This window comes from Methylomagnum ishizawai, assembly GCF_900155475.1.
In the GTDB taxonomy this organism is placed as follows: Bacteria; Pseudomonadota; Gammaproteobacteria; order Methylococcales; family Methylococcaceae; genus Methylomagnum; species Methylomagnum ishizawai_A.
Genome location: NZ_FXAM01000001.1, coordinates 487,146 through 511,758, shown reverse-complemented (window position 1 = coordinate 511,758; position 24,613 = coordinate 487,146). Strand labels below are relative to the sequence as shown.

Below are 24,613 nucleotides of genomic sequence, written 5' to 3'. Positions count from 1 at the left end.
CGCGCCACGGCAGCGGCCGGGTTAAAATCGCGAAGCCGGGTCTTTCCCGCCCCGCAAGATTTATACATTCCCCAGTCCGGCCCCGACACAAGGATTTCGAGCTGCCTCCGAATCTGCCTGTAACGGTCGGCTTTTTTCGGAGCCATCGCATGAAGAATCGCGGTTTGATCGCGCTTGCCGGTATCGGCATCCATATTTCCATCGGCTCGGTTTACGCCTGGAGCGTCTTTTCCAAACCGCTGCAACAAGCGTTCGGTTGGAACCTCAAGCAGGCGAATTTCACCTTCGGTTTGGCCATCTTCACCTTGGGCATTTCCGCCGCCCTGATGGGGCATGTGGTGGAACGCCGGGGGCCGCGCTTCTCGGGCAGCCTGTCGGCCTTGCTATGGGCCACGGGACTCCTGGGCTCGGCCTTCGCCACTTCGAGCCATATCGCCTGCGAAGAATTGCGCCTTTGGCTGCTGTACCTGTGCTATGGCCTGATCGGCGGCTTCGGCCTCGGCACCGGCTATATCACCCCGGTGTCCACCTTGATGAAATGGTTCCCGGACCACCGCGGCTTGGCTACCGGGTTGGCGATCATGGGCTTCGGCTTCGCCTCTTTCCTCGGGGCGCCGCTGATCGGCCGCTTGATCGAGGCGCAGGGACTCAGCACGACCTTCGCGATCCTGGGCGTGGTCTACCTGGTCGTCATGCTGGCTTCGGCCTTGTACTTGGCCCCGCCCCCGGAAGGCTGGCAACCGGCGGGCTATTCCGGGCGGGAGGACGGTCCGCCGGTCCGGCGCAAGCCCATCGATCTGATGCCGATGACCGCCAACGAAGCGGTGAAAACCCCGCCATTCTACGGCTTGTGGCTGATGATGTTCATCAATATCGGTTGCGGAATCGCCGTGATTTCGGTCGCCTCCCCCATGACCCAGGAATTGACCGGCATCGACGCCGTAGCTGCGGCCGCCATCGTCGGCATGAACGGCTTGTTCAACGGCCTGGGCCGCCTGGGCTGGGCCTCGCTGTCGGATCGGATCGGGCGGCCCAACACCTATATCGCATTCTTCGTCCTTGAAATATTGGCCTTCGGCTGCCTGCCCGCGTTGCGGGATATCCTGGCGTTCCAAGCGCTGTTATACCTGATCATGACCTGCTATGGCGGCGGGTTTTCCACCCTGCCCGCCTATATCGGGGACTTGTTCGGCATGCGCCAAGTCGGCGCGATCCACGGCTATGTCCTGACCGCTTGGGCCTTGGCCGGCATCACCGGCTCGTCGCTGGCCGCCTACTTGCGGGAGGAAACCGGCAGCTACGGGGACATGATGCGGATATTCGCCTTGGTATTCCTGCTGGCCTTGGGCGTGGCCATCGTCATGCGCGGCTTCGTCCGGCGCGAATTGGCCCGGAAACACCTGGGATACGCCGAGGTGGAAGGCGACGCCTTGGAAGTCGCGGTGTCCGAAGGCGAAACCGGGGACGGCTGATCGGCCCGCCGCCCGGTTGCGCCGGGAACCCAAACCCGCGCCCCAGCCCGCCAAGCAGCGATTACCCCGCAGATTCAGGGCGCTTTGGCGACCAGTTCATGCAAGAGCGCATCGCCGAGGAAAATCCCGCGTTCGTCGAAAAACACGGTCAAGGTCTGCCGGGAAGCGCTGTGGCGGGTTTCGTCGAAACCCTCGGTGTAATACTGCCAAGCCTCCTTGCTGCCCGCGGGAATCGCCGCCAGCGGGAACGGCGCGGCCCCCAGCCGGATATCCAAGGCGGGCAAGGTGATCGTGGTCGGCAAAAATGCCTTGCCATCGGGCACGCCCAGTGCGGTCTCGACCGCGTGCCGGGTCGATTGGCCCTTGGACAGCTTGGCCCGGCCCGACTCCTCGAAACCCAATTTGGCCGGGATGCCGGTGTCGTGGAAGGCGTAGCCGGTCAAAACGCCCTTGGCGAATTCGCAGACCAACAGCTTGTAGCGCGGCTCGTGGTCGTCGTCGAGATCGTCGGCGAAGTAATAGGCGACCTCCAAGGCCCGTGCATCCAGGCGGCGGGCATCGATCTCGTCCGGCTCGCCGAATTGGCGGACGATGTCCTCGCGGGAAGTCTGGCCCAGCGTGGCGCCGCGCGGGGGCGCGAGCGGGCTTGCCGTATCCAGGAAGGCATCGCGCAGGGTGCCGCAGCCCGGAAGCAGGAGGAGCGAAAGGGCCAGCGCGGCCCAGGGAACGTGGTTCATCTTGTACGGCCTGTATCGGATCGAAGGCGCAAGGTCATACCACGAATCGCCCGCCGCGTCAGCCTGGGTTCCGCCCCGCGCCCATCGCGGCGATAATCCCGCCCCCATCCGCATGAAGAACTCCCCGATGAACCCCAAGAAATCCTCTAGCGGCGGCGGCCTAGTCTATTCGACCGGACAAGGCCGCATGTGCCCGGCCTGCCGCCAACCCGTGGCCCGCTGCGCCTGCCAAAAAAGCCCGGCCCTTCCCAAAACGGACGGCATCGTCCGGGTGCGGCTCGAAACCAAGGGCCGCAAGGGCAAGGGCGTGACGGTCGTCACGGGTGCCTCGACCGATCCCTCGGAACTCGACAGCCTCGCCAAGCAGCTCAAACAGCGCTGCGGCTCGGGCGGCACGGTGAAGGAGGGCGTGATCGAAATCCAGGGCGACCATGTCGCCGTGGTGATGGAAGAATTCCAGAAGCGGGGGAAGACGGTGAAGAAAGCGGGCGGCTAGCGCCCCTGCCTGGAGGGAAGGCGGAATCCGGCACGCCGGCGTTCCCGGATTCCGCCGCGCCGCGTCCGGGCTGGCCATGGGTTCCGCCCGGTCGGAAAGGTTCAAGGTCTGGCGTTCTGCATTTGCCGTTCCACCTGGGACTTGGTTTCCTCGTAGGCCTTGGTGGGGATGCTCTCCATTTCCCTGCCCTTCAACAGCAGGACACCGATGATCGCCGCCACGATGATCGCGCCGACATATAGCCAAAAGTTATCCTTTTCCTGGTCCATGCGGGCTACTCCTTAAGATGTTGCGCCAAACGTACCGTCTGCTGGAGCGGGATGACCGCTAGCGGTGCCTATTAACGTCCAGCCCCGCCCCGAAGTAACTACGTAGTGTCGCTTAAACCGCGATCCTCCCCAGAGACGGGCGGGAATAACAAGCGGAACACGGCCCCGGTACCGGGCGGCGATTCCACCAGGATATGCCCCCCCGCGTGGTGGACGATGCCCAGCACCACCGGCAGGCCCATCCCCGTGCCCTTACCCAGCGGCTTGGTGGTGAAGAACGGCTCGAAGATGCGCGGCAACACCCCATCCTCGATCCCCGTGCCGCTGTCGGCCACGCTTAGTTCCACGAAGCCGCCCCGCACCCGCCGATGGCAGGCGGCGCAACCGGCGTCCACCGCGACCCGCCGCAGGACGATGTCGATCCGCCCGGCCTCCCCGATGGCGTCGCGGGCGTTGAGCGCCAAATTGGTCAGCACCTGATGGAAATCCACCGGCTCGATCAGGATATCCGGCACCGCCGGGTCCAGGTCGGCGCGGACCTCGACCCCCGGCGGCATGACCGATTCCAACATCCCGATCACCTCGGCCACCAAAGGTCCGGGCGCGAGCGGCGGCAAGGCCCGCGCCTCGCCATCGCGGGAATACGCCAGCATCTTGGCGACGAGGTCGCGGGCGCGTTCGCCGGCGGTCTTGATCTGCCGCAGGTATTCGGCCAGTTTGCCGTGGGGGTCGGGGACGTGGCGGTCCAGCGCCAACCCGGTATAGCCCAGGATGCTGGCGAGGATGTTGTTGAAATCGTGGGCGATGCCGCCGGTGAGCCGGCCGATGGCCTCCATATGCTGGGCCTGCTGCAACTGGCGCTGCAAGCTTTCCCGCTCGGCCTCGACCTCCTTGCGCCGGGTGATATCCTGGACGGTACCGACCATGCGCAGGGGCCGCCCTTCCGGGTCGCGGCCGATCTGGGCACGCTTGGACAGCCACACCACCCGCCCATCGGGGCGGATGGCGCGGAACTCCACCGCATAGCCGTCGATGCCGGCCAAGGCCCGCTCGACCGCCCGCCACACCGCCCCGGCATCGTCCGGGTGCAACAGGCGGCCGAAGGCGGCGGCCGTGCCGTCGAATTCGGGATACCCGTAAATCCTGAAGCACTCCGGCGACCAGTACACGGCATCGGTCACCACATCCCAGGACCACACCCCCATCTCCGCCGCCTCCAGGGCCAGGGTGAGCCGCTCCTGGCTTTCGCGCAGTTCGGCCTCGGCCTGTTTAAGCCCGGTGATATCCCGCCCCACACATTGCACCCCCAACAACCCCCCCTCCGCGTCGAACAAGCCCCGGTTGATGAACTGCATCCAATGGATCCGCCCCGCGCCCGAATAGACCCGGTTTTCGATGGCCACCACCGGCTGGACAATCGAAAGAGTGGCCAGTTCGGCCTCGATCAACGCCACATCCTCCGCCACCACCCTGGGATGCCATTTGTGGCCGACCAATTCGCCATAGGATTTGCCGAAGAAGCGGCAATAGACCTCGTTGACGAAGGTCAGCGTGCCATCGGGGGTGAAGCGGGCGATGACCTCGGTCTGGTCCTCGACCACCGCCCGATAGCGTTCCTCGCTCTGGCGCAGGGCTTCCGCCACCCGCCCACGCTCGGCCAATTCCCGCTCCAGCCGCCGCGCCTGCCGCAAACTCAGGGCCAAGGCCCGCCGTTCCGCCGTCCGCAAGTGCGCGATGGCCCGGCTCAACGCGCCGCCCATGACCAAGAGCATCAGGATGCGCGGTCCTTCGTAGGCGTCGAGGATTGCGGGAAACCGGACGGATGGGTGGAAGAACAGCCAATGCGCCAGGACGCTCAGCAAGGTGGCGAACAAGCCGACACGGAATCCGCCTTGCCAGGTGGCGAACATCACCCCGAGCAAGAAAGGGCTGACCGGCGGGATATCGCCGAAAAAAGGCTCGACCAGGCCCAGGACCGCCGCCAATCCCAGCGTCACCCAGGTCGCCTGGATATAACGATGCGCCCGCCAACGCCAGAGCGCCCCCTTCTGCTTCAAGCCACCCACCCCGGCGGGACGCGCCCCGGACTAGCCGGAAACCACCGGGAGTCCCAACGCGGACAGCAACTCGACCGTGTCCACGGGCTTGCCCAGGCAATGCACCGCGCCCTCGTCCAAGCTGCGGCGGAAGTTTTCCGGCGTGGGATAGCCGGTGATGGCGACCACCCGGATCGCGGCGGTGGCCGGGTCTTGCTTGATCTGGCGGCAGACTTTGAAACCATCGAGATCGGGCATCATCAAATCCAACAGGATCACGTCCGGCCTGAAGGTGTGGACCTTACAGCCGGCCTCGAAGCCGTCGTTCGCCACCGCCACCGCCACCGGTTCCGGCAAACCCTCAAGGAATTCATTGAGATAGCCCGCGAACTGGCGGTCGTCGTCCACCACCAGCACACGCAAGCCGCGGGCCTGCCGGGACTCCAGGTTCACGCCGTTCTCGCGGGCGAAGCGCTCCACCTCATCGCGGAGGAAGCGCCGGTGCCCACCGGGCGTGGTCATGGAATGCAACAACCCCTTCTGCGCCCAGGCCCGCACCGTCACCGGAGCAACCATCAGCAATTCGGCCACTTCGTAGGGCGTCAAATAATTTCTTTCGTTATCAGCGCTCATTGCCCCCTCCTTCTTAAATCTTTTATGCCTCCCAGGCAATACATAAACACTGGAATTCCCACAAAATTGGGACATGTTCCACTACAGATATACCCGACACCACGGCGATCAGTCATGGATGGATTTTCACCCTATCCTTCCGCAGCATCGGCACACACCTCACGACGGTGGAAATACCTGAAGTATCCATAGCGCTATAAGCGTTCCATAGGTGCAGTCTACACCTCTCTCGCATCCGTACAAACGGGGCTCTGCATCTTGGGGTTCCGTTCAAAATATGTTCATACTTTTTTAATTTTACCCAAAACAGCTCGCAACCCTCCCTCCGCCTGTCCAGCACCACCGCCCGGAAGTAGGCGGCCAAGCCTGCGGATACCGGAACCCGACCCCCGCCACGCCTCTCCAAGCTATCGAGTCCGGCCTTCCCTGGCGGGCGGATGTTTCAAAATAGCCTCGCCGTCGTGTCGATTCCATATTTTTTATCCTGGGATACCCGGAATCCATATCCGCCATAATGGACACCGCAAACCCTTGACTGGATTCACCGGCGGCGGCCACGTAAAAGGAGTTAGCCATGTCTCAGTATTATCTCTACGAATCCGGCCATTTCGCCCCGCTGATGGCTGGTATGTTATGGGTTTTTTCTGGTGCGGCAGTGGGCGGGGAATGCTGGCTGGATATCTACGACCAGGGCGACTACCGGGGGGCGCACCGGCGCATCGAGGGACCGGCGGAACTACCTAGCCTCAAGGACTTGGACGGGGAGGATTGGGGCCACCGGATCGAGAGCCTGAAGGTGGGCAAGGCCGCCGAAGTCACCGCGTTCCGCCAGGAGGGTTTCCGCGAGGAGCCGAAAGGGCCGGTCAACCATCCCGAAGCCTTCGCCCGCTGGGGCAAGCAGGAAATCCCGGCCTACCAGGAATTGGAAATCTCGTTCGGGCCGGGCAAGCAGGAGCATCATCTCGGCGAACTGGATTTCCACCGCAATATCAATTCGCTGAAAATCCGTTGCAAATAATGGCGGCGTTGCCCCTGCCTGGGGCCGGGGCAACCGCTCAAGTACCCGCGCGGCAGCGGGCCATGAAACCGTCCAGCGCGGTGGCCCGGAACGCTTCCACATCCCAAGCCTCGGGCAGCAGCAAACCGTAATGCTCGGGCGGCACCACATAAACTTCGGCGCGGGTCCAAGCCCCGGAAGCCAGCCGGACCCTCAAACTTTCGCGCCGGTAGAAACCGTCCTCGAAATCATCCAGCCGCCGGAGCGCAGCGGCGTCGATATCGCTATAGAGGATGCCGTCGGTGGCAGTCCCGGCCTGGGCGCGCAGGCCGGGATAGGCCAGCCCGCGCAGGGCGTAGCGGGCATAACCCGGCAGGGTGGCGGGCTGGGCCGGCAACACGGCGCGGGTCACGGCGTGCATGACTTCGGGGAGTTGCAGGGTGCCGTAGGTGAAGACGTTGCCAATACCGCCCATGATTACCGCCCAAACCCACAGGTCATCGGATAACGCCGGTCCCGCCCGAACGCCCGCTTGCTGATCTTGACGCCGGGTGGGGCTTGGCGGCGCTTGTATTCGTTGCGGTCCACCATCGCCGCCACCCGCCGCGCCTCGTGTTCCGGGAAACCCAAAGCCACGATCTCGGCCACCGATTTATCCTGCTCGACATAAAGCTCCAGGATGGCGTCCAGCACCGGATAGGGCGGCAGGGAATCCTCGTCCTTCTGGTCGGGCCGGAGTTCCGCCGAGGGCGGGCGGTCGATCACCCGTTGCGGAATCACCGGCGACAGGGTGTTGCGGTATTCGCACAGGCGGTAGACCAGCATCTTCGGCACATCCTTCAAGGGCGCGAAGCCCCCCGCCATATCGCCGTACAAAGTGGCGTAGCCCACGCTCATTTCGCTTTTGTTGCCGGTGGTCAGGAGGATTTTGCCGGTCTTGTTGGAAAAGGCCATGAGCAAAATGCCGCGGCAACGGGCCTGGATGTTTTCCTCGGTGGTGTCGGGCGGCAGACCGGCGAAGCTCGGAGCCAACATCTCCAAGAAGGTGTTGAAAGCCGGTTCGATGGGAAGGGTGTGGAAACGGCAGCCCAGCGCCTCGGCTTCCAAGCGGGCATCCTGGTTGCTCATGTCGGCGGTATAGCGGGAGGGCATGGCGACCGCTTCCACCCGTTCCGCGCCCAGGGCATCGGCGGCCAGGGCCAAGGTCAGGGCCGAATCGATCCCGCCCGACAAACCCAGCACCGCGCCCTTGAAGCGGTTTTTGTCCACGTAATCGCGGATGCCCAGCACCAGGGCTTGGTACACGCTGGCCTCCTCCGGCAAAGGCTCGGCGATGGGACCGGGCAAAGGCTCCACCGTGTCGCGACAGACGAAATCCACCGCCGCCAAAACCTCCTCGAACTCCGCCGCCCGGTACACCACGGTTCCCGCCGCGTCCATCACGAAGGAAGCCCCATCGAACACCAATTCGTCCTGCCCGCCCACCAGGTTGGCGTAGACCAGCGGCACTTGCGCCACGGCCAAACGCTCGCGCACCACGGCCTCGCGCTGATGGGCCTTGCCCGCTTGATAAGGCGAGGCGTTGATGTTCAGCACCAGCTTGGCCCCCGCCGCCGCCGCGCGTTCCACCGCGCCGGGCACCCACACGTCCTCGCAGATGGTGACACCGACCGGCACGCCCTCCAGATCGAACACACAAGGCTCGTGCCCGGCCAGGAAATAGCGTTTCTCGTCGAACACCCCGTAATTGGGCAAAGCCTGCTTGCGGTAGATGGCCTGGACCGCGCCATCCCGCAGCACGGCGGCGCTGTTGTAGGGCATCCCGATCCTTTGTTCGGGAAAGCCGACCAGGGCGGTGATGCCGTGGATTTGTGCGGCCAGGGCTTGCAATTCGCGCTCGGCGGCGGCGAGGAAATCGGGCCGGAGGATCAAATCCTCGGGCGGATAGCCGGACAGGGTCAGTTCCGGGAACACGACGGCGTGGGCCTTGAGGCGGTCGCGGGCGTCGAGCGCGGTGGCGAGGACGCGGCGGGCGTTGCCCTGCACGTCGCCGACCAGGAAGTCGAGTTGGGCGATGGCGATACGGAGTTTCACGGCTAGGCACCTGTGGAGGCTGAGGGAGACGGCGGTATTTTCCCCGGATCGCCGGGTTGGTGATAGGCCAGGATTCCCCAATATCGCCGATGGGCTAGACTGGCGGCCCGGCTTTATCCAATTTCACAACGGGAGGAACAGGCCATGGCGCGGAAAACGGTCTTGAACAGCCTGCACCGGGAATACGGCGGGCGCATGGTGGAATTCGCGGGCTGGGAATTGCCCCTGCATTTCGGCTCGCAGGTCGAGGAACATCACCGGGTGCGACGGGAGGCCGGGATGTTCGATGTGTCGCATATGAGCCTGACCGACCTCGATGGCGCGGACGCCCCGGCCTTTCTGCGGAGGCTGTGCGCCAACGACACCGGACGGCTGGTCCGGCCCGGACTGGGGCTTTATACCTGCTTGCTGGACGAGGCGGGCGGTATCCTCGACGACGCCATCGTCTACCGCACCGGGGACACGCGGTTCCGCTTGGTCAGCAACGCCGCCACGCGGGACAAGATCGCGGCTTGGCTGGAACGGCAAGCCGCGGCCCATCCGGCCCTGCGCATCGCGGTCCGGCCCGACCTCGCCATGATCGCCGCGCAAGGGCCAACAGCCCGCGCACGGGTCGAAACCTGTTTGCCCGCACCGCTACGCACAGAAGCCGCCGCGCTGCCGCCCTTCGGCTGCGCCGAAATGGGAGAGTGGCTGGTATCCCGCACCGGCTACACCGGCGAGGACGGCTATGAAATCCAGTTGCCGCTGGAGGCCGCGCCCGATCTGTGGCGGGCGCTGGCGGCGGCGGGCGTCGCGGTTTGCGGGCTGGGTGCCCGCGATACCTTGCGGCTGGAAGCGGGCCTCCGGCTCTACGGCGCGGATATGGACGAGAGCGTGACGCCTTTGGAAAGCGGTTTGGCCTGGACCGTGGCGTTCGCGCCGGAAGAGCGGGATTTCATCGGGCGGGCCGCGCTGGAAGCCCAGCGCCGACGGGGTGGATTGCGGCGCTGCGCGGGCCTGGTGTTGGAAGCACCGGGGGTGATGCGCGGCGGGCAGCGGGTCGTCGTGCCGGGCATCGGCGAGGGCGTGGTGACCAGCGGGATTTATGCGCCGACGCTGGGACGGTCGGTGGCTTTCGCCCGCCTGCCGCCGGGCGGATACGAGCGGGCTTGGGTGGAAATACGCGGCCAGCGCAAGGCGGCGCGGGTCGGGCCGACCCGGTTTCTTTCCCAGGTAGCCCGGATGGGGTGAAATGGAATCCGGGCTACGCGCGATTACTGCCCGCTCGCCGCGGGTGTCGTCGCCGGAGCCGGTTCCGGCTTCACCGTCGAGCGCATATTCATCAGCTTCTTCAACAGATCGAACCAAAAGCTCGCGCCCAGCGTGGTGGCGGTGGCGGTCAGGAACAACCCCACCAACTTGGACAGGATACCCCAGAAGCCGGTCGGGAGGGGATTCCCTTCGTTCCAGCCCATCGGCACCCCGGCGCTGGGGGTCTTCTTCTGGACCTCGTCCAGGAAGGCGCTGAAATCCTGGCCCGCGTTGGCCGTGACCGGCGCGGGCCGCTGGGCATAGCCCTGGGCCACCGCCACGAACGCCTCCCGCATCGCCCGGTCGCGGGACAGGTTGGCGCTGATGCCGATGGTATCGGCGTTCAAGGACGCCGCCACCAAGAAACCCACCACCAAGGCCACCCGCTTGGTATGGCGCTGATACCAGCCCGACACCCGTTGCATACTGTCATCGTACCAGACCGCCAATTCCGCCCGCACCTGTTCCACGTCGTCCCCAACCTTATTGAGGATGGCGGTCAAGGCGGACTTGAGTTGGCCCTCGGGCAGTTTATCCACGGATTCCCGGACTTGCTGGATGCCCAGCGGGGCCGTGCCCACGCCGTCGGTTTGCTGGACCACGATATCCAGCAAGGCCGTGGCGAATTTGCGGGAAGGGATATAGGACGGCAGGTTGCTCCCGCCGTCCTTGAATTCGCCCCGGAACAACGAAAAGACCATGGGATGGTTATACACCTGGGCGACCACGCCCCGGCCATCGGACCCCAGCATTTCCTTCATGCCCTCCAACAGGAAGGCGCTGCGTTTGTTCAGGACGTTTTCCACGAATTCGATCAAGGTGGTGGCGATCAAGCTAATCAACAGGTACAGGAACACCAGGCTTATCGCCACATCGAGCAAATCAAGTCCAGGCATGGGAACACTCCTCGAAGCGGGTGGTTGGTAAACGGGCCTGGCCCTGCCGCGAGTGCGGAACTCGCGGCACACGGGAAATGACGCCTCATGAAAGAGACGCCGCCATGCCCATACCTATGCTACCTATGCCTTATCTGGATTGCCATATGCCTATGACAGGATACGTGTCGCCACGCCAGGCTTTTTAGAAAAGACAGCCGGAGACATGGCTGCTTCCGGCCTTAGCCCGGCGGGGTCCATTGATAGAGCCAGGTCTCGGTCAACGCACCCTTGTCGTCGCGCAGATAGCAGCGCAAATCCACCGGCTCCCCGCCTTCGCTCATCAGATCGAAGTTACAGCGCCACAGCGGCGTGCCCTGGAGCGGACGGGCGGCGGGTTCCTTGACGATGCCCCGCGAGGACCACACCACCGGCTCGACACGGGCGTTGCCCGCCAAACCGGCCAGCCTACCGCCCGCGAAATCGATCACGAACTTGCGCGAAGGCACCCGCCCGCGCTGGCCCGGCACCCCGCCCGCCCCGATGCGGGTCGCCACCGTCGCCGCGATGCCCGGACGGTCCACCGGGACTTCACCCCAGGACAGCCGGTAGCGGAATGTCCGTTCCTGGCCCGCCGCCCAAGGTTCGGCGGGGTTCCAAAACGCCACGATATTGTCGAAGGTCTCGTCCGCCGTGGGGATTTCCACCAATTGCACCGCGCCCCGGCCCCAATCGCCCAGGGGTTCGACCCAGGCCGATGGCCGCAGATGGTAGCGGGCGCCATCGTCGAGATAATGATCGAAATCGCGGTCGCGTTGCAGCAGGCCGAAGCCCTTGGGGTTGTGGTCGAGGAAGGAATTGACCCGCACCACCGGCGAATTGACCAGGGGCCGCCAAATCCATTCGTCCGCGCCGGTGTGGAGGCACAGCCCGTCGGAATCGTGGATTTCCGGGCGGAAATCGTCGGCGACCCGGCGGTCGTTCTCGCCGAACTGGTACACGGAGGTCAAGGGCGCGATGCCGACCCGCTCGATGGGCCGACGCGGGAAGAGATGGGCCTCGATCTCCATCACCGTGTGGGTGCCGGTGCGGACCTCGAAGGTATAGGCACCGGCCACGCTGGGGCTGTCGAGCAAGGCATGGAGCCTGAGATGGTCGGCCCGCGCCGAAGGCCGTTCCAGCCAGAAGGCACGGAATTCGGGGAATTCCTCGGGCCGGGGCAGGCCGGTATCCAGCGCGAGGCCACGCGCCGAGAGTCCATATTGCCGGGTCGCGCCCACGGCGCGGAAATAGCTCGCCCCGAGGAAGGAAAACAGGTCGTGGTCGAGATCGGGCGGGGCGTAGACCCGGAAACCAGCGAATCCCATATTGTCGGTGGCGTCCGGCGCGGCGGTTTTGCCGAAATCGAACAACTCCGGGCAATAATGCACCGGCTCGGCCACGCCATGCACGACCTCGTAGAGCGCCACCGGATGTTTGAAGAACAACCCCAGATGGAACATGCTGGCTTGGAACGGCAGGCCCAGCCCAGCCCAGAGCGCCTGCTCGGGCCGGAAACGGATGGCCTGGTAGGCATCCCAATCAAGCTCGGCGACCCAATCCGGCAACGCCTCGTCCGGCACCGGCACGAAAGGCTGTTGCGCCAAGCGCTGAGCCTCCAGGCGCAACCAGTCCTGGCTGAAAGGCCTACCTTCCGGCGCGGGCCGGTGGGATTCGCCCCGCGCCGCCAGCAAGCGTCCGGGCGTCCACACCCCCCAGGCCGCCACGGCCATCAACCTCAGTAAAACTTCCCTGCGGATCATATCGAACCCCCCGCGTTGTAAGGTGATCTCTCCTGAAATCTAGCCCGGTCCGGGGCATCCGTCCACCCACGCGGCGGGGTATGATGGCGCGTTGTCCGCCCCAGAGGAATCCGCCATGCCCATCGCCCGTGCCGACCTGCAACGCTTCCTGACCGAACTGCTCAAACCCTCGGACTATGCCGATTATGGTCCCAACGGCCTGCAAATCGAAGGCGCCGAGACCCTCGAACGCATCGCCTTCGCGGTCTCGGCCACCGCCGATTCGGCCCGGCTCGCCGTCGCGGGCGGGGCGCAGGCGCTGATCGTCCACCATGGCCTGTTCTGGAAATTCCACGGCCCCAAGACCCTAACCGGCCCGTTCGCCCGGCGGGTATTCCCGCTGGTGCGGCACGGTGTGAACCTGTTCGCCTACCATCTGCCCTTGGACGCCCACCCGGAAATCGGCAACGCCGCCAGCTTGGCGCGGGCCTTGGGGATGGTGGAACTCGAACCCTTCGGCGACCACGAAGGACGTCCCACCGGGATCAAGGGTCGCTTGGCCGAACCCATGGCGGCGGAAACCTGGCGCGGGCGCTTGAACGCGGTGTTGGAGCATCCGGTGATGATGGCCAGTCCGGACCCGGAAGCCCCGGTGCGTTCGGCGGGTATCATCACCGGCGGGGCCAACCGCGATTGGCCCAGGGCCGTGCGGGAACGGCTGGACGCCTATGTCACCGGCGAGATGAGCGAGCATGATTGGCACGAAAGCCAGGAGGCGGGACTGCATATGTATGCCGGGGGCCACAACGCCACCGAGCGCTTCGGCATCCTGGCCTTGATGGCGAAGGTGGAGGCCACCTTCGCGGTGGAATGCTTTTTCATTCCCAGCGGGAACCCGGCATGAACGAGGCGGCAACGACCACCTATCAATTGCTGATCCGGGTCGCGGAGCCGGTGCGGGTCCGGGTCGGACGGCTGGGCCAGTTCGATTTCCCGGCGGGACGCTATATCTATACCGGCAGCGCCCAGCGCAATCCCGAGGCCCGTATCGCACGGCACCTCGCGGCGTCCAAACGGCTGCACTGGCATATCGATTACCTGCTGGATGCGCCCGGCGTCGCCGTTACCGGCACCCTGCGCTTCGGCGAACCCGAGTGCGTGGTCAACCAGATGACCGCTGGCCGCATCCTGGTTCCCCGGTTCGGATCAAGCGACTGCCGGGCGGGTTGTTCGAGCCATCTCAAGTGGCTGGATGGCGAGGCGGGGCTTGTGTCCAGGCCATAGGCTTCAGGCCGGTCCGCCTGGGAGCCCACCTTTGGCAAGCTCCGCTGGGCGTGGGCCGGGAGCGGAGCCGCCATGGACACCGGTTCGGGCCTGGGATCAATGCGCCGGTGCCGCCGCCGGGTCGCCATGCTGCATCCCGCCCATGCCGCCCTGGCCACCACCGTGCTGCATCCCGCCCATCCCTCCACCCTGCCGCATCATCTGCATATGCTGCTGCATCATCTGGTGCATGGCTTTCTCGTTCTCGCGCATCATTTCGAGCTGCTCGGCCTTGAGGCGGTCGCGTTCCTTGTCGTCCTTGGCCGCCAGGATTTTGCCGGTGGTTTCGTACATCTTCAGGAAGAACTCCTGCTTCTGCTTGAGGTGGGCCTCGTCGCCCATGCCGCCCATCATGCCGCCGCCCATGGGCGGCTTGGCTGCCGCAGGGGCAGCGGCGGGCGCGGCGGGTTGGGGTTCGGCCAGGACCGGCAGGCTGAGCGCGGCCGCCAACAGGGTGGCGGCGAATCCGGTTGCGAATTTCATGGCGTTGTCCTCGCTTGGTTGAAAAAGGTTGTTATCGCTCCGCCTCGATCCGGGCGGTACGGCCAGCTTAGCAGAATCACCACGCAACGATTTGAGCGATATCCAAATCCCGCCGCGCCGGGGAAAAACACAGCGCCCCAGGAGCCCGCATGATTTTCCCGTTCCCGCTCCCGCCGCAATCTGCAAGAATGGCGGGTCGGCGCTTCCCTGCGGGGAAACCCGTATCTTGTTGGGTAGACTCTCGAGGTATTGATCGTGAAATTCAGGCGGGCGGGATTTTTTTACGCTTTGGGCGCTTGGCTGGCGCTGTCCGGGGAAGCCTACGCCCAGGCGCAATCCTTCGGGTTGGTCATCGCCGCGGTCGACGAGGCCGATAGCGAAGACGAGGACGAGGACGATTCCGGCGCGAACCCGCAGCAGCGCTTGGACCAATTGCGCGGCTGGCTCCGGCAACGCAACCAGGAGCGGCAAGGCACGGAGTCCGACGCCCCCGCCGGGAATTATCCGGCCCCGGCCCATAGCTATTACAACGGCAGCGATTGGGAACGACCCCGCTATACCCGCGCCCATTATCGCCCGCACCGCCACCATGGCCGGGGCCACCGGCACTACCGGCGCGTGCATCGCCACAGCCATCACAGCTATCATGGGCACCGCCATCACACGGCGCGGCATGGGTATCGGCAGGTCGCCGCCCATCATGGGCGCGGACACGGCCACCACCACTACGCCACCCATGCCAGCCACCGCCAGATGGGCTATCCAAGGCACGGCCACTACCTCGCCAGCCACGCGAGCCACCGCCATCTGGGCTATCAAGGACACGGCCACCGCGGCCACGCCAACCACGGACCTACGCACCGGACCCACGCCTTGCCGAAACGCGGAACTTCCAAAGCGGCACACCAAGCCCGGCCACACGCGATCCAGGCGGGCTTCACCGCCAAGCGCCGGACCCACCCGGCCCCCCAAGCCAAACACCGCCCAGCGGCCCACAAACCCGCCCGGACCTTCAAGCGCGGCGGACACCGGTCCCGCCGCTGAAGGCCATCGAGCTACGGAGTCATCCCATGGCGTCCAATCCCTTCACCCTGCCCTTCGAGCGGCTACCCTCCAGCCTGCCGATCTTCCCCCTGCCCGACGCGATTGTCATGCCGCGTTGTCAATTGCCGCTCAACATCTTCGAGCAGCGCTATCTCGACATGGTGCTGGACGCCCTGGGTTCAGAACGCCTGATCGGCATGGTACAGCCCGATGCCTCCGCCGTGGACGAGGACGCGGTCTACAGGACCGGCACGGCAGGGCGCATCGTGTCCTTCAACGAAACCTCCGATGGACGGCTCCTGATCGTGCTGACCGGGGTGTGCCGTTTCGATATCGTGGAGGAAATCCCCACCGAGCGGGCCTACCGCCGGGTGCTGGCGGATTGGACGCGGTTCCGACGGGATTATGAAACCCCCAGCGAAAGCGTGGGCTACGACCGGCTGCGGCTGATGGCCTTGCTCAGGGAATATTTCCAGCGCAAGGGTTTCGAGACCAATTGGACCAACCTGGAGCAGGTGCCGGTGCCCTTGCTGGCCAACGTGCTGGCCGGGCAACTACCCTTCAATCCGCCGGAGCGGCAGGCGCTGGTCGAAACCGCCGCGCCCGAAGATATCGTCGCCAAGCTCATCAACCTGTTGGAATTCGACGTGGTGGGGGCGATGGTCGGCGACGGCAGGCAGCATTAGGCGGGCGGATGGCTTCCGCCATCGAGAAAGGCAAGCTCAAGCGTTGGGATGGCGCACGGGGCCGCAAGCCGCCTAGAGCCAAGACGCCGCCCGCTCGATCACCCAGTAAGTCCCCAGCGACCCAATCGCATAGGCGGGAACCCAGCCGACCGGCCACGGCCAGCGCAACGGCATGGCCTCCAGTCCGGCGCGGCCCGCCAGGATCGCCGCGACCCATAGCACCTGCCCGGCCTCGATCCCTACATTAAACGCGAACAAGGCCAGCGGTATCTCCTCCGCCGGTAGCCCGACCTGGGCCAGCGCCCCCGCGAAACCCAGCCCATGCAGCAAGCCGAACGCGAACGCCACGGCCCACGGAAACCGCCGCGCCCAGGTTTCCCGCCCCGGACCCCGCCGGGCCAGTTCCACGGCGACGACGACGAGGGTCAGCGCGATCAAGACCTCGACCGGCTGCGGCGGCACCTGGACCACGCCCAGCACGGCGAGGGCAAGGGTGATGCTATGGCCGGCCGTGAAGGCCGTGACGGTCCATAACAGCCGCCTCCAGCCCAGAATCAGCAACACCAGCCCGAGAACGAAGAGCAGATGGTCCGGCCCGCCCAGGATATGCTCGAAGCCGAGGCGCAGATAATCCCGTAATACATCGAACCGACCCGCCCGTTCGGGAATGAGCAGCAAGGGGGCGTCGCCGCGCAGGACGTGTTGGATCAAGCGCCCATCCGCCAAATGGACCCGCAGCAAGGCGTCGGTCTGCCGTTCGCGCAGGCCGGTGACGGCGATGGGCCGGCCGACCAAGTCGGCGGGATCGCACACGGCCCGCCAGCGCTGGGTCACTTGCGGGCCGGAACGGTCGATGCTGGGCGTGGACACTGGCTTGCAAGTGTCCGGCAGGACCGCCCGCAGCGGCGGTTCGGCGTCCTGGGCGGGCAAACGCCATAAAATATCCAGGATGCCCGCCGTCGATTGGCGGATTTCCAGCAACGCCGGGTCGAGCGGATGCGCCATCCCGACCGACAGCGCCCCCACCATCCACAAGGCCAGCGCCAACAGGCTCCCACGCCATGGACCCACCATGTCAGGGCTGTGCCGCCAGGGTGCGGGGGCGGGACAATTCGCCGTGCCCTTCGACCTGGATATCGTACAGCCCGCGCAGCCGTTCCATGCCCCGTGCCAATTGCGCCTCGGCCTGCTCCGCCTGCACGCCCTCGACGAGTTGCTGCTGGATCGACGCGGGCTCCGGCAGGCGCGGGGCGGAGATGTCCTCCACCCAAACCAAGTGCAGACCATACGGCGATTCGATGGGACCGGACCAAGCGCCCGGCTTCAGGGCGAATACCTGTTCGGCGAACGGCTTGCCGAAACGCGCCGTGACGCGGTTCCCAGTCCAGGCTTGTATCCGCAAGCCCAGCAGGAACGGGTCCGACAGCTTGGCCGCTTCCAGCGGCGACAAGGCGCGGACCCGGCGGAGCAAAGTCTGGGCATCCCGCTTCAGATGGGTTCCATGCCGGTCCTCGCTTAAAAAGACCTGGGTGAAAGTGACGGCGGGCGGCAACTCGAAGCGCTCGCGGTGCCGCTGGAGATAATCCCGCAGTTGCTCTTCAGTGAACGCCGGTGCTTGCGGGTCTTGCGCGAGGAGGATACGCATTTTCTCCACCAGCAGGCGGCGGATGACCGCGTCGTCGTCGAGCCCGAGCGCCCGCGCCTCGCGAACCAATTCATCCGGGTCCCGTCCGGGGTGGCTACCCACCGCCCGCATTTTTTCGATCAAGCGACGGCGCACGCTGGGGTCTTCATAGTCGAGCGCGAGCAACCGCGCCTCCCGGTATAGCAGTTCCTCATCGAGGGTCTGGACGATGAGGGCCGATAGCTCCTGCGCGGTGGGCGGCTTGCCCCAGCGCCGGGTGAAATCGGCCCGCAGCGTCTCGACGCGGGCTGCGGTGACGACCAGCGACTCCCGTTGCGCCGGGGGCCGGCCGCCGGGTTCGGCCCCCGGCCAGAACGCCCGCAGCGCGAACAAGGCCGCCCCGATCACCATGAAATGCAGGAGCGGATGCCGAAGCCAGCGCCGAATCATGGCATGCCTCTTTTAGCGGCCCGCCAAAGCGGGAGTGTCCTTCAAAAGGTCGGCGAGGGGCGACGCCGCTGGCTTATACCAAATCGGCGAGGTCCAAGCCCGCTGTTGCACGGTCTGGGGCACGACGCCACTACAACATTGGGTGTACTCGTATTCCTCGTAGCTTTGCGGCGGGGTGCAAACCCCGCCGCCGCACTCGGCATTGCTATTGCAACCTTTCCCGTTGAAGGAGCGGCTCTCGGCGCGGCAGGTGCCCATCGGTTTGCTGCAATCGACGTTGCGGGCGTTGCAGTAATACTGGGTCCAGCGGCAGCTGGGGTTTTCAAGTACGCGCACATAATAGAAAGCGTGCTGGGCCGGATTGAACGCCGGGTCGGTCCAGACCGTGCAAAGTTGCTTCGCTCCTTCCCACCGCGCCGGCTTGCAGGTACGCAGGTTGACCATGTCTTCCGGTGCCTTGCCAGAAGCCTGGCCGGCCACGTCGTAGACCCGTTCGTGCGTCGCGCCGCCCGCATCCACCCAGCCCTTCACGATCTGCGCCCGTTCCAAGGGCGTGCCGGCATGGCCCGGCCAACCCGCATCCATGAGCGCGCTGACGGCGAAGCTCGGTGCCTGCCCGCCGGACGCGCCCGTCAACGTTCCGCCCATGGGCACGCCGCCAGCATAACCGCGGGCCGCGAAATCGCTCTTATCGCACAGGTTCTTGGGCAGGTCGAAACCACCGAAGACGCGCACGATGGGCCGGGTGCCGCTGGTGGCGTAGGTTTCGCGGTTTTTGAGCGCGGTGAAGATCGCGTCGCGGGAGTTCTCCTCCGCCCAAGCCACGGTCAAGCCGCCGGCGTTGGTTTCGATGCCCAGGAAAAAGCGCTCATCCAAAGCCCCGGAAGACGTGGCGAAGCTCTGGATGCCGTGGGCACCGATCTTCGCGTACTGGGCGGCGTCGGACTGCCCCGGCGTGCCATTGTGGCTGTCCAAGGCCCCAGCGAAACCGAGCTGGAACGGATTGACACCGTGCTTGGCGGCATAAGCGATGCCGTTTTCGAGGGTGTTGCGGACATAGCTGCGGGCCGGGATGGTGTCGGTGGTTTGCAGTTCGTCGGTGAGATAGCCGTCGGCCACCCCGCCGAGACGCGCCCAGCCTTCGTTCTCGAAACCGCACAGTTCGTCCGGGGGATTGGTCCAAGCCATGCCCGTTTTGGCGTTATAGCGGCATTCCGACTGCCCTTTGATCTGGGTGATTTCCACCAGCGGCTCGAACTCTTGGCGCAGCGCCGCTTCGATCAAGCCGTTGGGGGTATTAGCCGGGGGAATGAACATGCTGCCCCGGCTCATATTGGGATTGTGGGGAATGGTCAGCACATCGCAATCCGGCTTGCTTGGATTGTCGGTACAGGCTTCCTTCAGCTTTTGCAGCATCGGCACCGGGGATGCCACCGGCCAGCCGGGAGCCGCGGTGCAATCGGCCCCCGCGCCGCAGCCCAAGGGTGCCTCGACATTGCTGAGCGGTTGATCGACCACCTGGTCGTTACGGAAAATCACGTTGCGGTGCAGGTTGTCGGCCCCGGAATCGCCGGTGAAATTCATGAGGCAGGCGGCACCGCTCGGACAATCGGCGGAGGGCGTGTTGCTATCGGGCTGGTTGGGCACTTTGTTGTCTTGGCGCTGATCCCAGCAGGGCAAGGCGGTGGCGTCCGCGCAACGCCCGTTGGCGGCCATCGCGGTGTACTCGTAGGCGATGAAGGAAGTAAAGGCGCAGGTGGAAGAGCGGTCATAGGCCGCGTTGGCCATGGTCCGAACCTTGTCCCAGACCAGCTTGGCTTGTTGGGCACAGCGTTGTCCGTCGGGGCCGCAGACAGGAGGACGGGCCGGGTTTTCCGCCACGTTCTCGAAACCCGCGATGATGCCGGGCACAGCGCCTTGGCGCAGGCGCGAGAATTCGTCGCGGGCGGCCACGCAAACCGTGTCGTTATAACCCTTGGGCCGACACATGCCGTTAAGGCATTTCTGCCCGTTCCGGGCATCGCAATCGCTGTCGGCGGCGCAAGATTGGGTCGCCTCGAAGGTACAGATGTTGGATTCGCCGAACTGCTCGGCATGGTCGGTGATCGCGGCGAAATCGAGCGCGCGCCCCTCGGGGAATTGGACGGTCCGCGTCGCCATGAATTGGCAATGTTCGCCGGGCATGCAATAGGGATGCTCGGTCACCAGCGTCTTCTGGTCGGGTGGGGTGGTGTCCTGGATGCGGGTATCGGCCCAAGGCGGCAAACCCACCCGCCCACCCTTGGCATAGATATAGGCTTGCTCCGGGGTGTTGCGGGTCTCCAGCACCACCGCGTCGAACGAGTACGCGGTATGCAGGTGGGTCTCGCCGAAAAAGGGCTGCTTGGTGGGCGTGTAATTGGCGCAGGGTTCGCGCGCCTCGGTCCTTGTGAAAGGCAGCCCCCCGGCCACCGGGTCGCCCCAGGCCGCTCCGGCCAGGGATACCATCGTTATCAGCATCCCCAGGATGATCGTTTTGAATGACTCGCCCATACCCGTCTCCTCAGTTGGAATAAAAATTATCCAAACGCCTGGAGGAGAAAAGCGCGGAAGAGCCACTCCACCCAGGAAATGCAAGCACCGCCCTAAAGATTAGGCTATGTTCGCATAAAAAAGAGGTCGCCGCAGGATGTGGCCAAAGGGCATCATGCCGTGGATCGAATCAATCCCCGCCGCCGTACAGGGTATAAATCCGCTCCAACATGTCGATATCCTCCGGGATCGGTTCCACCCATTCGGCATAACCGAGTTCGGCCAGGAGCTTCCGGCCTTCTTCGTCGTGGTTCATACCGATAAGGAAATCGCGCAAGGGTTCGGCCAATTCCGCACGCCGCGGCGACAAGCACCACAGATGAAAGGCGAAACCGGCCTCGCTATGGTCCAAGGCCCGCACCATGCGCCGGGTCATGCCGGACAGGCGGCGGTAGTTCTCCCCGTGCATGAACAACAAATCGGCCTCGCCCTTGAGCAGCATTTGCACCGCCTTGATCTCATGGCCGGGGAATTGATAGCGCATCGCCCCGGAGTCCAGCCCGTGTTCGTCCAGCAGATACCGGCCCAGCAGATAGACGAAGGTATCCGGCGTGGCGGCGGCGACCTTGCATCCGGCGAATTCGGCCAGGGTAGCGCGGCCATCGTCGGCCCGCGCCAGGAGGGTGACTTCGTCGCTCTGGTCCGAAGGCCGGGCCAAGGGCCGGTAGCCTTGCCGGGTAATCAAGCGCACCGCGTCGAAAGGCTTGATGAAAACCAATTCCGCCGGGGCCGGGGCCTTGCCGCGGTCGGCCAACAGGTCGTCGGCAATATCGAGATGCGCCGCCAACCCCAGGCGCCGCTGCAAATGGGTATTGAGGAAATACCAGCCGTTGAGTTGCTGGTTACTCTGCATATGGACCTGCCAGTTCAAGGCTTGGCCCCCGGTGGCGGCCACCGGCGCGGTGGCGGGCGGCACCATGGCCCTGGGTCCGGTGGACACGACCGGCTTGGCGTAGGCCGAGGGCTTGGCCGGAGCGGCGGGGCCGTCCAGGCTCAACCCGGAATTGACCGCCAGCGCGGGTTGTGCCGCCGCCTCGGGCACCAGGAAACGCTCCAGTCCGGTCATCTTGAATAGCATCGCGGTCATACGCCCGACATGGCTGGCGCGGATGCCAATGCCCCTGGCTTGCCAATGCTCGAACAGCTTGAGCAATTGCGCCAACCCCATGGAGTTGATCCGCTGCACCTCGGCGAAATCCAGTTCCACCTCGGCCCCGTCGGGCAGTTTATACAAGGGTTCCAGGGTGGCGATGGCGTCGATATCGAGGATACCGCGCAGGCGGACCCGGATGCGCTCGGCGGGGGCCGGGGGCGTGGCGGCGGGGGCCGACTTCGCGCCGCTAGCGCCCAGGAAACGGTCCAACCCGGTCATCTTGAACAGCATGGCGGTCATGCGGTTGGCGTTCTCGACCCGGATATCGATGCGCTTGGCCTGCCAATGCTCGAACAACTTGAGCAATTGCGCCAGCCCCATGGAATTGACCCGCTGTACCGCCGCGAAATCCAGTTCGACCCGGATGCCGTCCGGGAATCCGTAGAGCGGTTCCAGGGCGGGAATGGCGTCCACGTCGATAATGCCGCTGAGGACGTAACGGCGCAGATTGGGATCAGCCGAATCGACCGGCTGGATATGCAGGAGGGTTGGAGACATGGTGGGTGGTCTCGTGGACTTCGCTATGGAAGAGGAATTGGAAGCCCTTGTCCGCTTCGGTATCCACCGGGCGGGCAAGGTCGAACAAGACGGTGATCTGGGTCCGCCGGTACGGCAGCACCCGCAATTGCAGATAGCTGGACAAACGCCACAAGAGATAGAAGCCCGCCCCGCCCTGCCCGGAAATCAAGCCATCGCCCTCGACATGGCGGGCCAGCCGCTCCAGGAACACCGCCGGGGTCAAAGTGCCCCAGCTATCGGCCACGGCCAATCCCAGGAGATTGTCCTTGAGCGCCAAGGACAGGCCCAGGCGTTCGTCGCCGGCCAGGGCGCGGCGTCCGCCCTTGGCATAGAGCGGGACGCCCTTACCATCCTTGGGCGCGGCATACAGGCCGTTTTCCAGCAACTCGTCGATGGCAAGCAGGGCCGGTTCCAGGTGTTCGCTCTTGACCCCGGCTTCTTCCAGGAACGCGCCGCATTCCTCGATCAAGAACGGCTTGTCGTCGCTATGGGTCACGCTGAAATCGCGCCATTCGCCGCCCGCGCCGGGGATGAAACCGGCCAGGTCGGCGGCGGCATGGCCTAGATGCTGGTTGATGAGGGCGTCCCAACCCAGGCGCTGCACGATGGGCTGGTGGCGCGGCAACACCCGGCGGATGCCTTCCTGGGCGAAACGCGGCAGCAGGTCGGCGAATCCGCCCTCCGCCAAAAACACCAGGTTCTGCCGCGAGATATAGGGCGACAACGGTACCGCGTTGGCCCGATACCAAGCCTCCAACAAGCGCACCAAGCCGGGTTCGTTCAAATCGGGGGTCTCCTGCGTAGGCGTCGCGGCCACCCGCAGGGGCCGCTCGTGATATTCGGCGGAAAGGAAAGTGACATCGTCCTCGAAGTAGGGATGGCCCGCGTGCCGCGCCACGGCTTCCAGCAAGGTATCGCGTAAAAACTCCAAGGCATCGCCGCCATGGTCGTTCAGCAGGCTTTCCAGGCGCTCGTAGCCGAAGGGTTCGTCCGTCGCGTCGGGTTCTTCCAACAAGCCGTCGGTATAGAGGAACAAGCGGTCGCCAAGGTCCAGTTCGACCTGGACTTCCGGGTATTCGGCCTGTTCCGACTTGCCCAGCGGCAAGCCCGCCGCTTCCAGCATTTCCAGGGTGCCGAGCATGGCGCGGTGGAGATAGGGGAACTGGTGCCCGGCGTTGGCATAGGTCAACTGGCCGGTGAGGGTGTCGAGGCAGGCCACGAAAAAGGTCATGTACAGCGTCTGCCGGGCGGTCTCCAGCAGGGTGATGTTGAGGCGGTGCAGGATTTGGGCGGGGGAACGCTCGCCCGTGGTGGCCAGCATATTGACGCCGGCCTTGACCGCGCTGACCAGGGTGCCCGCCGCCACCCCGTGGCCGCTGACATCGCCGATCATCAACAGGATGTAGCGCCCTTCCACCGCGTAGCAATCGTAATAATCGCCGCCCACCTCGCTGGAGGTCAGCAAGGTGGCGAGTCCCTTGACGCCGGGCAGGTCGATCTCGGCGGGCGGCAACAATTGGCGCTGCACCTGGGCGGCCAGGGCCACTTCCTGCTTGAGCCGGTCGCTGAGCGAGCGCACCGCGCTCAGCAGCTTGCCCTGCGACTCCGACAGGCTGAGCATCATATCGGCGATGGCGACCACGCCGACGATGCCGTCGTCCGCCACCACCGGCAGGGCGTCGTAGAGCATCCCAGGATCGCGGGCCAGATAATCGATCAACACCCGGTCGATGCGCTCCTCGGGGCCGGGGTTGGCGGGGGCGGCGGCGAGTTCCGGCATGGCCTGGATGAGGTCGGCCACCGAGCGGCGGGCATAGATATCGCGGGCATAGGAGCGGCTCATAAAGCTCATGAACGCCCGCCGCGACACGATGCCGTGATAGCGCCGCTGTTCGTCCAGCAAAGGGACGGCGAGGAGGTCTTCGCGCTTATGGAACAAGGCCAGGAGCTGCGGCACCTGGGCCTCGGGGGAAATCGATTCGACGGCACGAGCCAGATCGCCCATTTGGGGCGTGGAGAACCCATCGGTGGCGAGGTACAAAGCGGAAGGCGTATCGGACATACCGGAGGGACTCGA

General features: G+C 65.1%; 22 protein-coding genes. 8 read left to right on the top strand and 14 right to left on the bottom strand.

Annotated elements, in window-relative coordinates; all coding sequences use genetic code 11:
- Positions 1-149: 149 nt before the first annotated feature.
- Positions 150-1,472, top strand: coding sequence for an L-lactate MFS transporter (locus B9N93_RS02165; protein ID WP_085210477.1), 1,323 nt, complete (start codon positions 150-152; stop codon positions 1,470-1,472).
- 74 nt (positions 1,473-1,546) lie between these two features.
- Here the strand turns inward: B9N93_RS02165 and B9N93_RS02160 are convergent, their stop codons facing one another.
- Entirely contained in the window at positions 1,547-2,209 is a 663-nt protein-coding gene (locus tag B9N93_RS02160) for a hypothetical protein (protein WP_085210475.1), read from the bottom strand.
- A 127-nt stretch (positions 2,210-2,336) separates the two neighbouring features.
- Between B9N93_RS02160 and B9N93_RS02155 the strand changes: the two genes are divergently transcribed.
- Entirely contained in the window at positions 2,337-2,705 is a 369-nt protein-coding gene (locus B9N93_RS02155) for a translation initiation factor Sui1 (protein WP_085210473.1), read from the top strand.
- Positions 2,706-2,806: 101 nt separating this feature from the next.
- On the opposite strand, the gene B9N93_RS25275 is transcribed toward B9N93_RS02155, so the two are convergent.
- From B9N93_RS25275 to B9N93_RS02145, 3 genes are all read right to left on the bottom strand, one after another.
- Positions 2,807-2,974 carry a hypothetical protein gene (locus tag B9N93_RS25275; RefSeq protein WP_176225098.1) on the bottom strand — a complete coding sequence of 56 codons (168 nt, stop codon included), beginning with the start codon at positions 2,972-2,974 and terminating at the stop codon, positions 2,807-2,809.
- A gap of 98 nt (positions 2,975-3,072) precedes the next feature.
- Positions 3,073-5,031, bottom strand: a complete 1,959-nt coding sequence (locus B9N93_RS02150) for a PAS domain S-box protein (protein ID WP_176225097.1) — start codon at positions 5,029-5,031, stop codon at positions 3,073-3,075.
- 30 nt (positions 5,032-5,061) lie between these two features.
- Positions 5,062-5,643, bottom strand: coding sequence for a response regulator (locus tag B9N93_RS02145; protein WP_085210469.1), 582 nt, complete (start codon positions 5,641-5,643; stop codon positions 5,062-5,064).
- Positions 5,644-6,217: 574 nt separating this feature from the next.
- Between B9N93_RS02145 and B9N93_RS02140 the strand changes: the two genes are divergently transcribed.
- Positions 6,218-6,661 (top strand): hypothetical protein, encoded by a 444-nt coding sequence (locus B9N93_RS02140; RefSeq protein ID WP_085210467.1) that lies wholly within the window; start codon positions 6,218-6,220, stop codon positions 6,659-6,661.
- A 37-nt stretch (positions 6,662-6,698) separates the two neighbouring features.
- On the opposite strand, the gene B9N93_RS02135 is transcribed toward B9N93_RS02140, so the two are convergent.
- Positions 6,699-7,115 carry a gamma-glutamylcyclotransferase family protein gene (locus B9N93_RS02135; RefSeq protein ID WP_085210465.1) on the bottom strand — a complete coding sequence of 139 codons (417 nt, stop codon included), beginning with the start codon at positions 7,113-7,115 and terminating at the stop codon, positions 6,699-6,701.
- A gap of 2 nt (positions 7,116-7,117) precedes the next feature.
- Positions 7,118-8,734: an NAD+ synthase gene (locus tag B9N93_RS02130; protein ID WP_085210463.1), complete on the bottom strand. Its 1,617-nt coding sequence runs from the start codon at positions 8,732-8,734 to the stop codon at positions 7,118-7,120.
- Positions 8,735-8,878: 144 nt separating this feature from the next.
- On the opposite strand from B9N93_RS02130, the gene gcvT reads away from it, so the two are divergent.
- Positions 8,879-9,967, top strand: a complete 1,089-nt coding sequence (gene gcvT, locus B9N93_RS02125) for a glycine cleavage system aminomethyltransferase GcvT (protein WP_085210461.1) — start codon at positions 8,879-8,881, stop codon at positions 9,965-9,967.
- A gap of 23 nt (positions 9,968-9,990) precedes the next feature.
- Here the strand turns inward: gcvT and B9N93_RS02120 are convergent, their stop codons facing one another.
- On the bottom strand, positions 9,991-10,923 hold the full coding sequence (locus tag B9N93_RS02120) for a hypothetical protein (RefSeq protein ID WP_085210460.1): 933 nt from the start codon (positions 10,921-10,923) through the stop codon (positions 9,991-9,993).
- A 221-nt stretch (positions 10,924-11,144) separates the two neighbouring features.
- The gene (locus tag B9N93_RS02115; protein WP_085210458.1) at positions 11,145-12,704 is read right to left on the bottom strand and encodes an OpgD/OpgG family glucan biosynthesis protein; all 1,560 of its coding nucleotides are present in this window, start codon (positions 12,702-12,704) and stop codon (positions 11,145-11,147) included.
- Positions 12,705-12,819: 115 nt separating this feature from the next.
- Here B9N93_RS02115 and B9N93_RS02110 point away from each other — a divergent pair, with 115 nt between their 5' ends.
- Positions 12,820-13,587, top strand: coding sequence for a Nif3-like dinuclear metal center hexameric protein (locus tag B9N93_RS02110; protein WP_085210456.1), 768 nt, complete (start codon positions 12,820-12,822; stop codon positions 13,585-13,587).
- Positions 13,584-13,967, top strand: a complete 384-nt coding sequence (locus tag B9N93_RS02105; RefSeq protein ID WP_085210454.1) for a GIY-YIG nuclease family protein — start codon at positions 13,584-13,586, stop codon at positions 13,965-13,967. The genes B9N93_RS02110 and B9N93_RS02105 overlap by 4 nt, the downstream gene beginning before the upstream one ends.
- A gap of 96 nt (positions 13,968-14,063) precedes the next feature.
- Here the strand turns inward: B9N93_RS02105 and B9N93_RS02100 are convergent, their stop codons facing one another.
- A complete protein-coding gene (locus tag B9N93_RS02100; protein WP_085210452.1) occupies positions 14,064-14,489 on the bottom strand; it encodes a hypothetical protein in 426 nt (141 codons plus the stop codon).
- 255 nt (positions 14,490-14,744) lie between these two features.
- Here B9N93_RS02100 and B9N93_RS02095 point away from each other — a divergent pair, with 255 nt between their 5' ends.
- Together B9N93_RS02095 and B9N93_RS02090 are read left to right on the top strand one after the other, a co-directional pair.
- The gene (locus B9N93_RS02095) at positions 14,745-15,533 is read left to right on the top strand and encodes a hypothetical protein (RefSeq protein WP_125468799.1); all 789 of its coding nucleotides are present in this window, start codon (positions 14,745-14,747) and stop codon (positions 15,531-15,533) included.
- Between the two features lie 26 nt (positions 15,534-15,559).
- Positions 15,560-16,219, top strand: coding sequence for an LON peptidase substrate-binding domain-containing protein (locus B9N93_RS02090; protein WP_085210448.1), 660 nt, complete (start codon positions 15,560-15,562; stop codon positions 16,217-16,219).
- Between the two features lie 72 nt (positions 16,220-16,291).
- Here the strand turns inward: B9N93_RS02090 and B9N93_RS02085 are convergent, their stop codons facing one another.
- The 5 genes from B9N93_RS02085 to B9N93_RS02065 all read right to left on the bottom strand — a co-directional run bounded on the left by B9N93_RS02085 (position 16,292) and on the right by B9N93_RS02065 (position 24,598).
- Positions 16,292-17,293 carry a HupE/UreJ family protein gene (locus B9N93_RS02085; RefSeq protein WP_176225096.1) on the bottom strand — a complete coding sequence of 334 codons (1,002 nt, stop codon included), beginning with the start codon at positions 17,291-17,293 and terminating at the stop codon, positions 16,292-16,294.
- Between the two features lies 1 nt (position 17,294).
- Positions 17,295-18,293, bottom strand: coding sequence for a peptidyl-prolyl cis-trans isomerase (locus tag B9N93_RS02080; protein WP_085210445.1), 999 nt, complete (start codon positions 18,291-18,293; stop codon positions 17,295-17,297).
- 12 nt (positions 18,294-18,305) lie between these two features.
- Entirely contained in the window at positions 18,306-20,825 is a 2,520-nt protein-coding gene (locus B9N93_RS02075) for a DUF3604 domain-containing protein (protein ID WP_085210443.1), read from the bottom strand.
- 169 nt (positions 20,826-20,994) lie between these two features.
- The gene (locus tag B9N93_RS02070) at positions 20,995-22,515 is read right to left on the bottom strand and encodes a PhnD/SsuA/transferrin family substrate-binding protein (RefSeq protein WP_085210441.1); all 1,521 of its coding nucleotides are present in this window, start codon (positions 22,513-22,515) and stop codon (positions 20,995-20,997) included.
- Positions 22,472-24,598 carry a PP2C family protein-serine/threonine phosphatase gene (locus B9N93_RS02065; protein ID WP_085210439.1) on the bottom strand — a complete coding sequence of 709 codons (2,127 nt, stop codon included), beginning with the start codon at positions 24,596-24,598 and terminating at the stop codon, positions 22,472-22,474. Before B9N93_RS02065 ends, B9N93_RS02070 begins: the two co-directional genes overlap by 44 nt.
- Positions 24,599-24,613 lie beyond the last annotated feature (15 nt).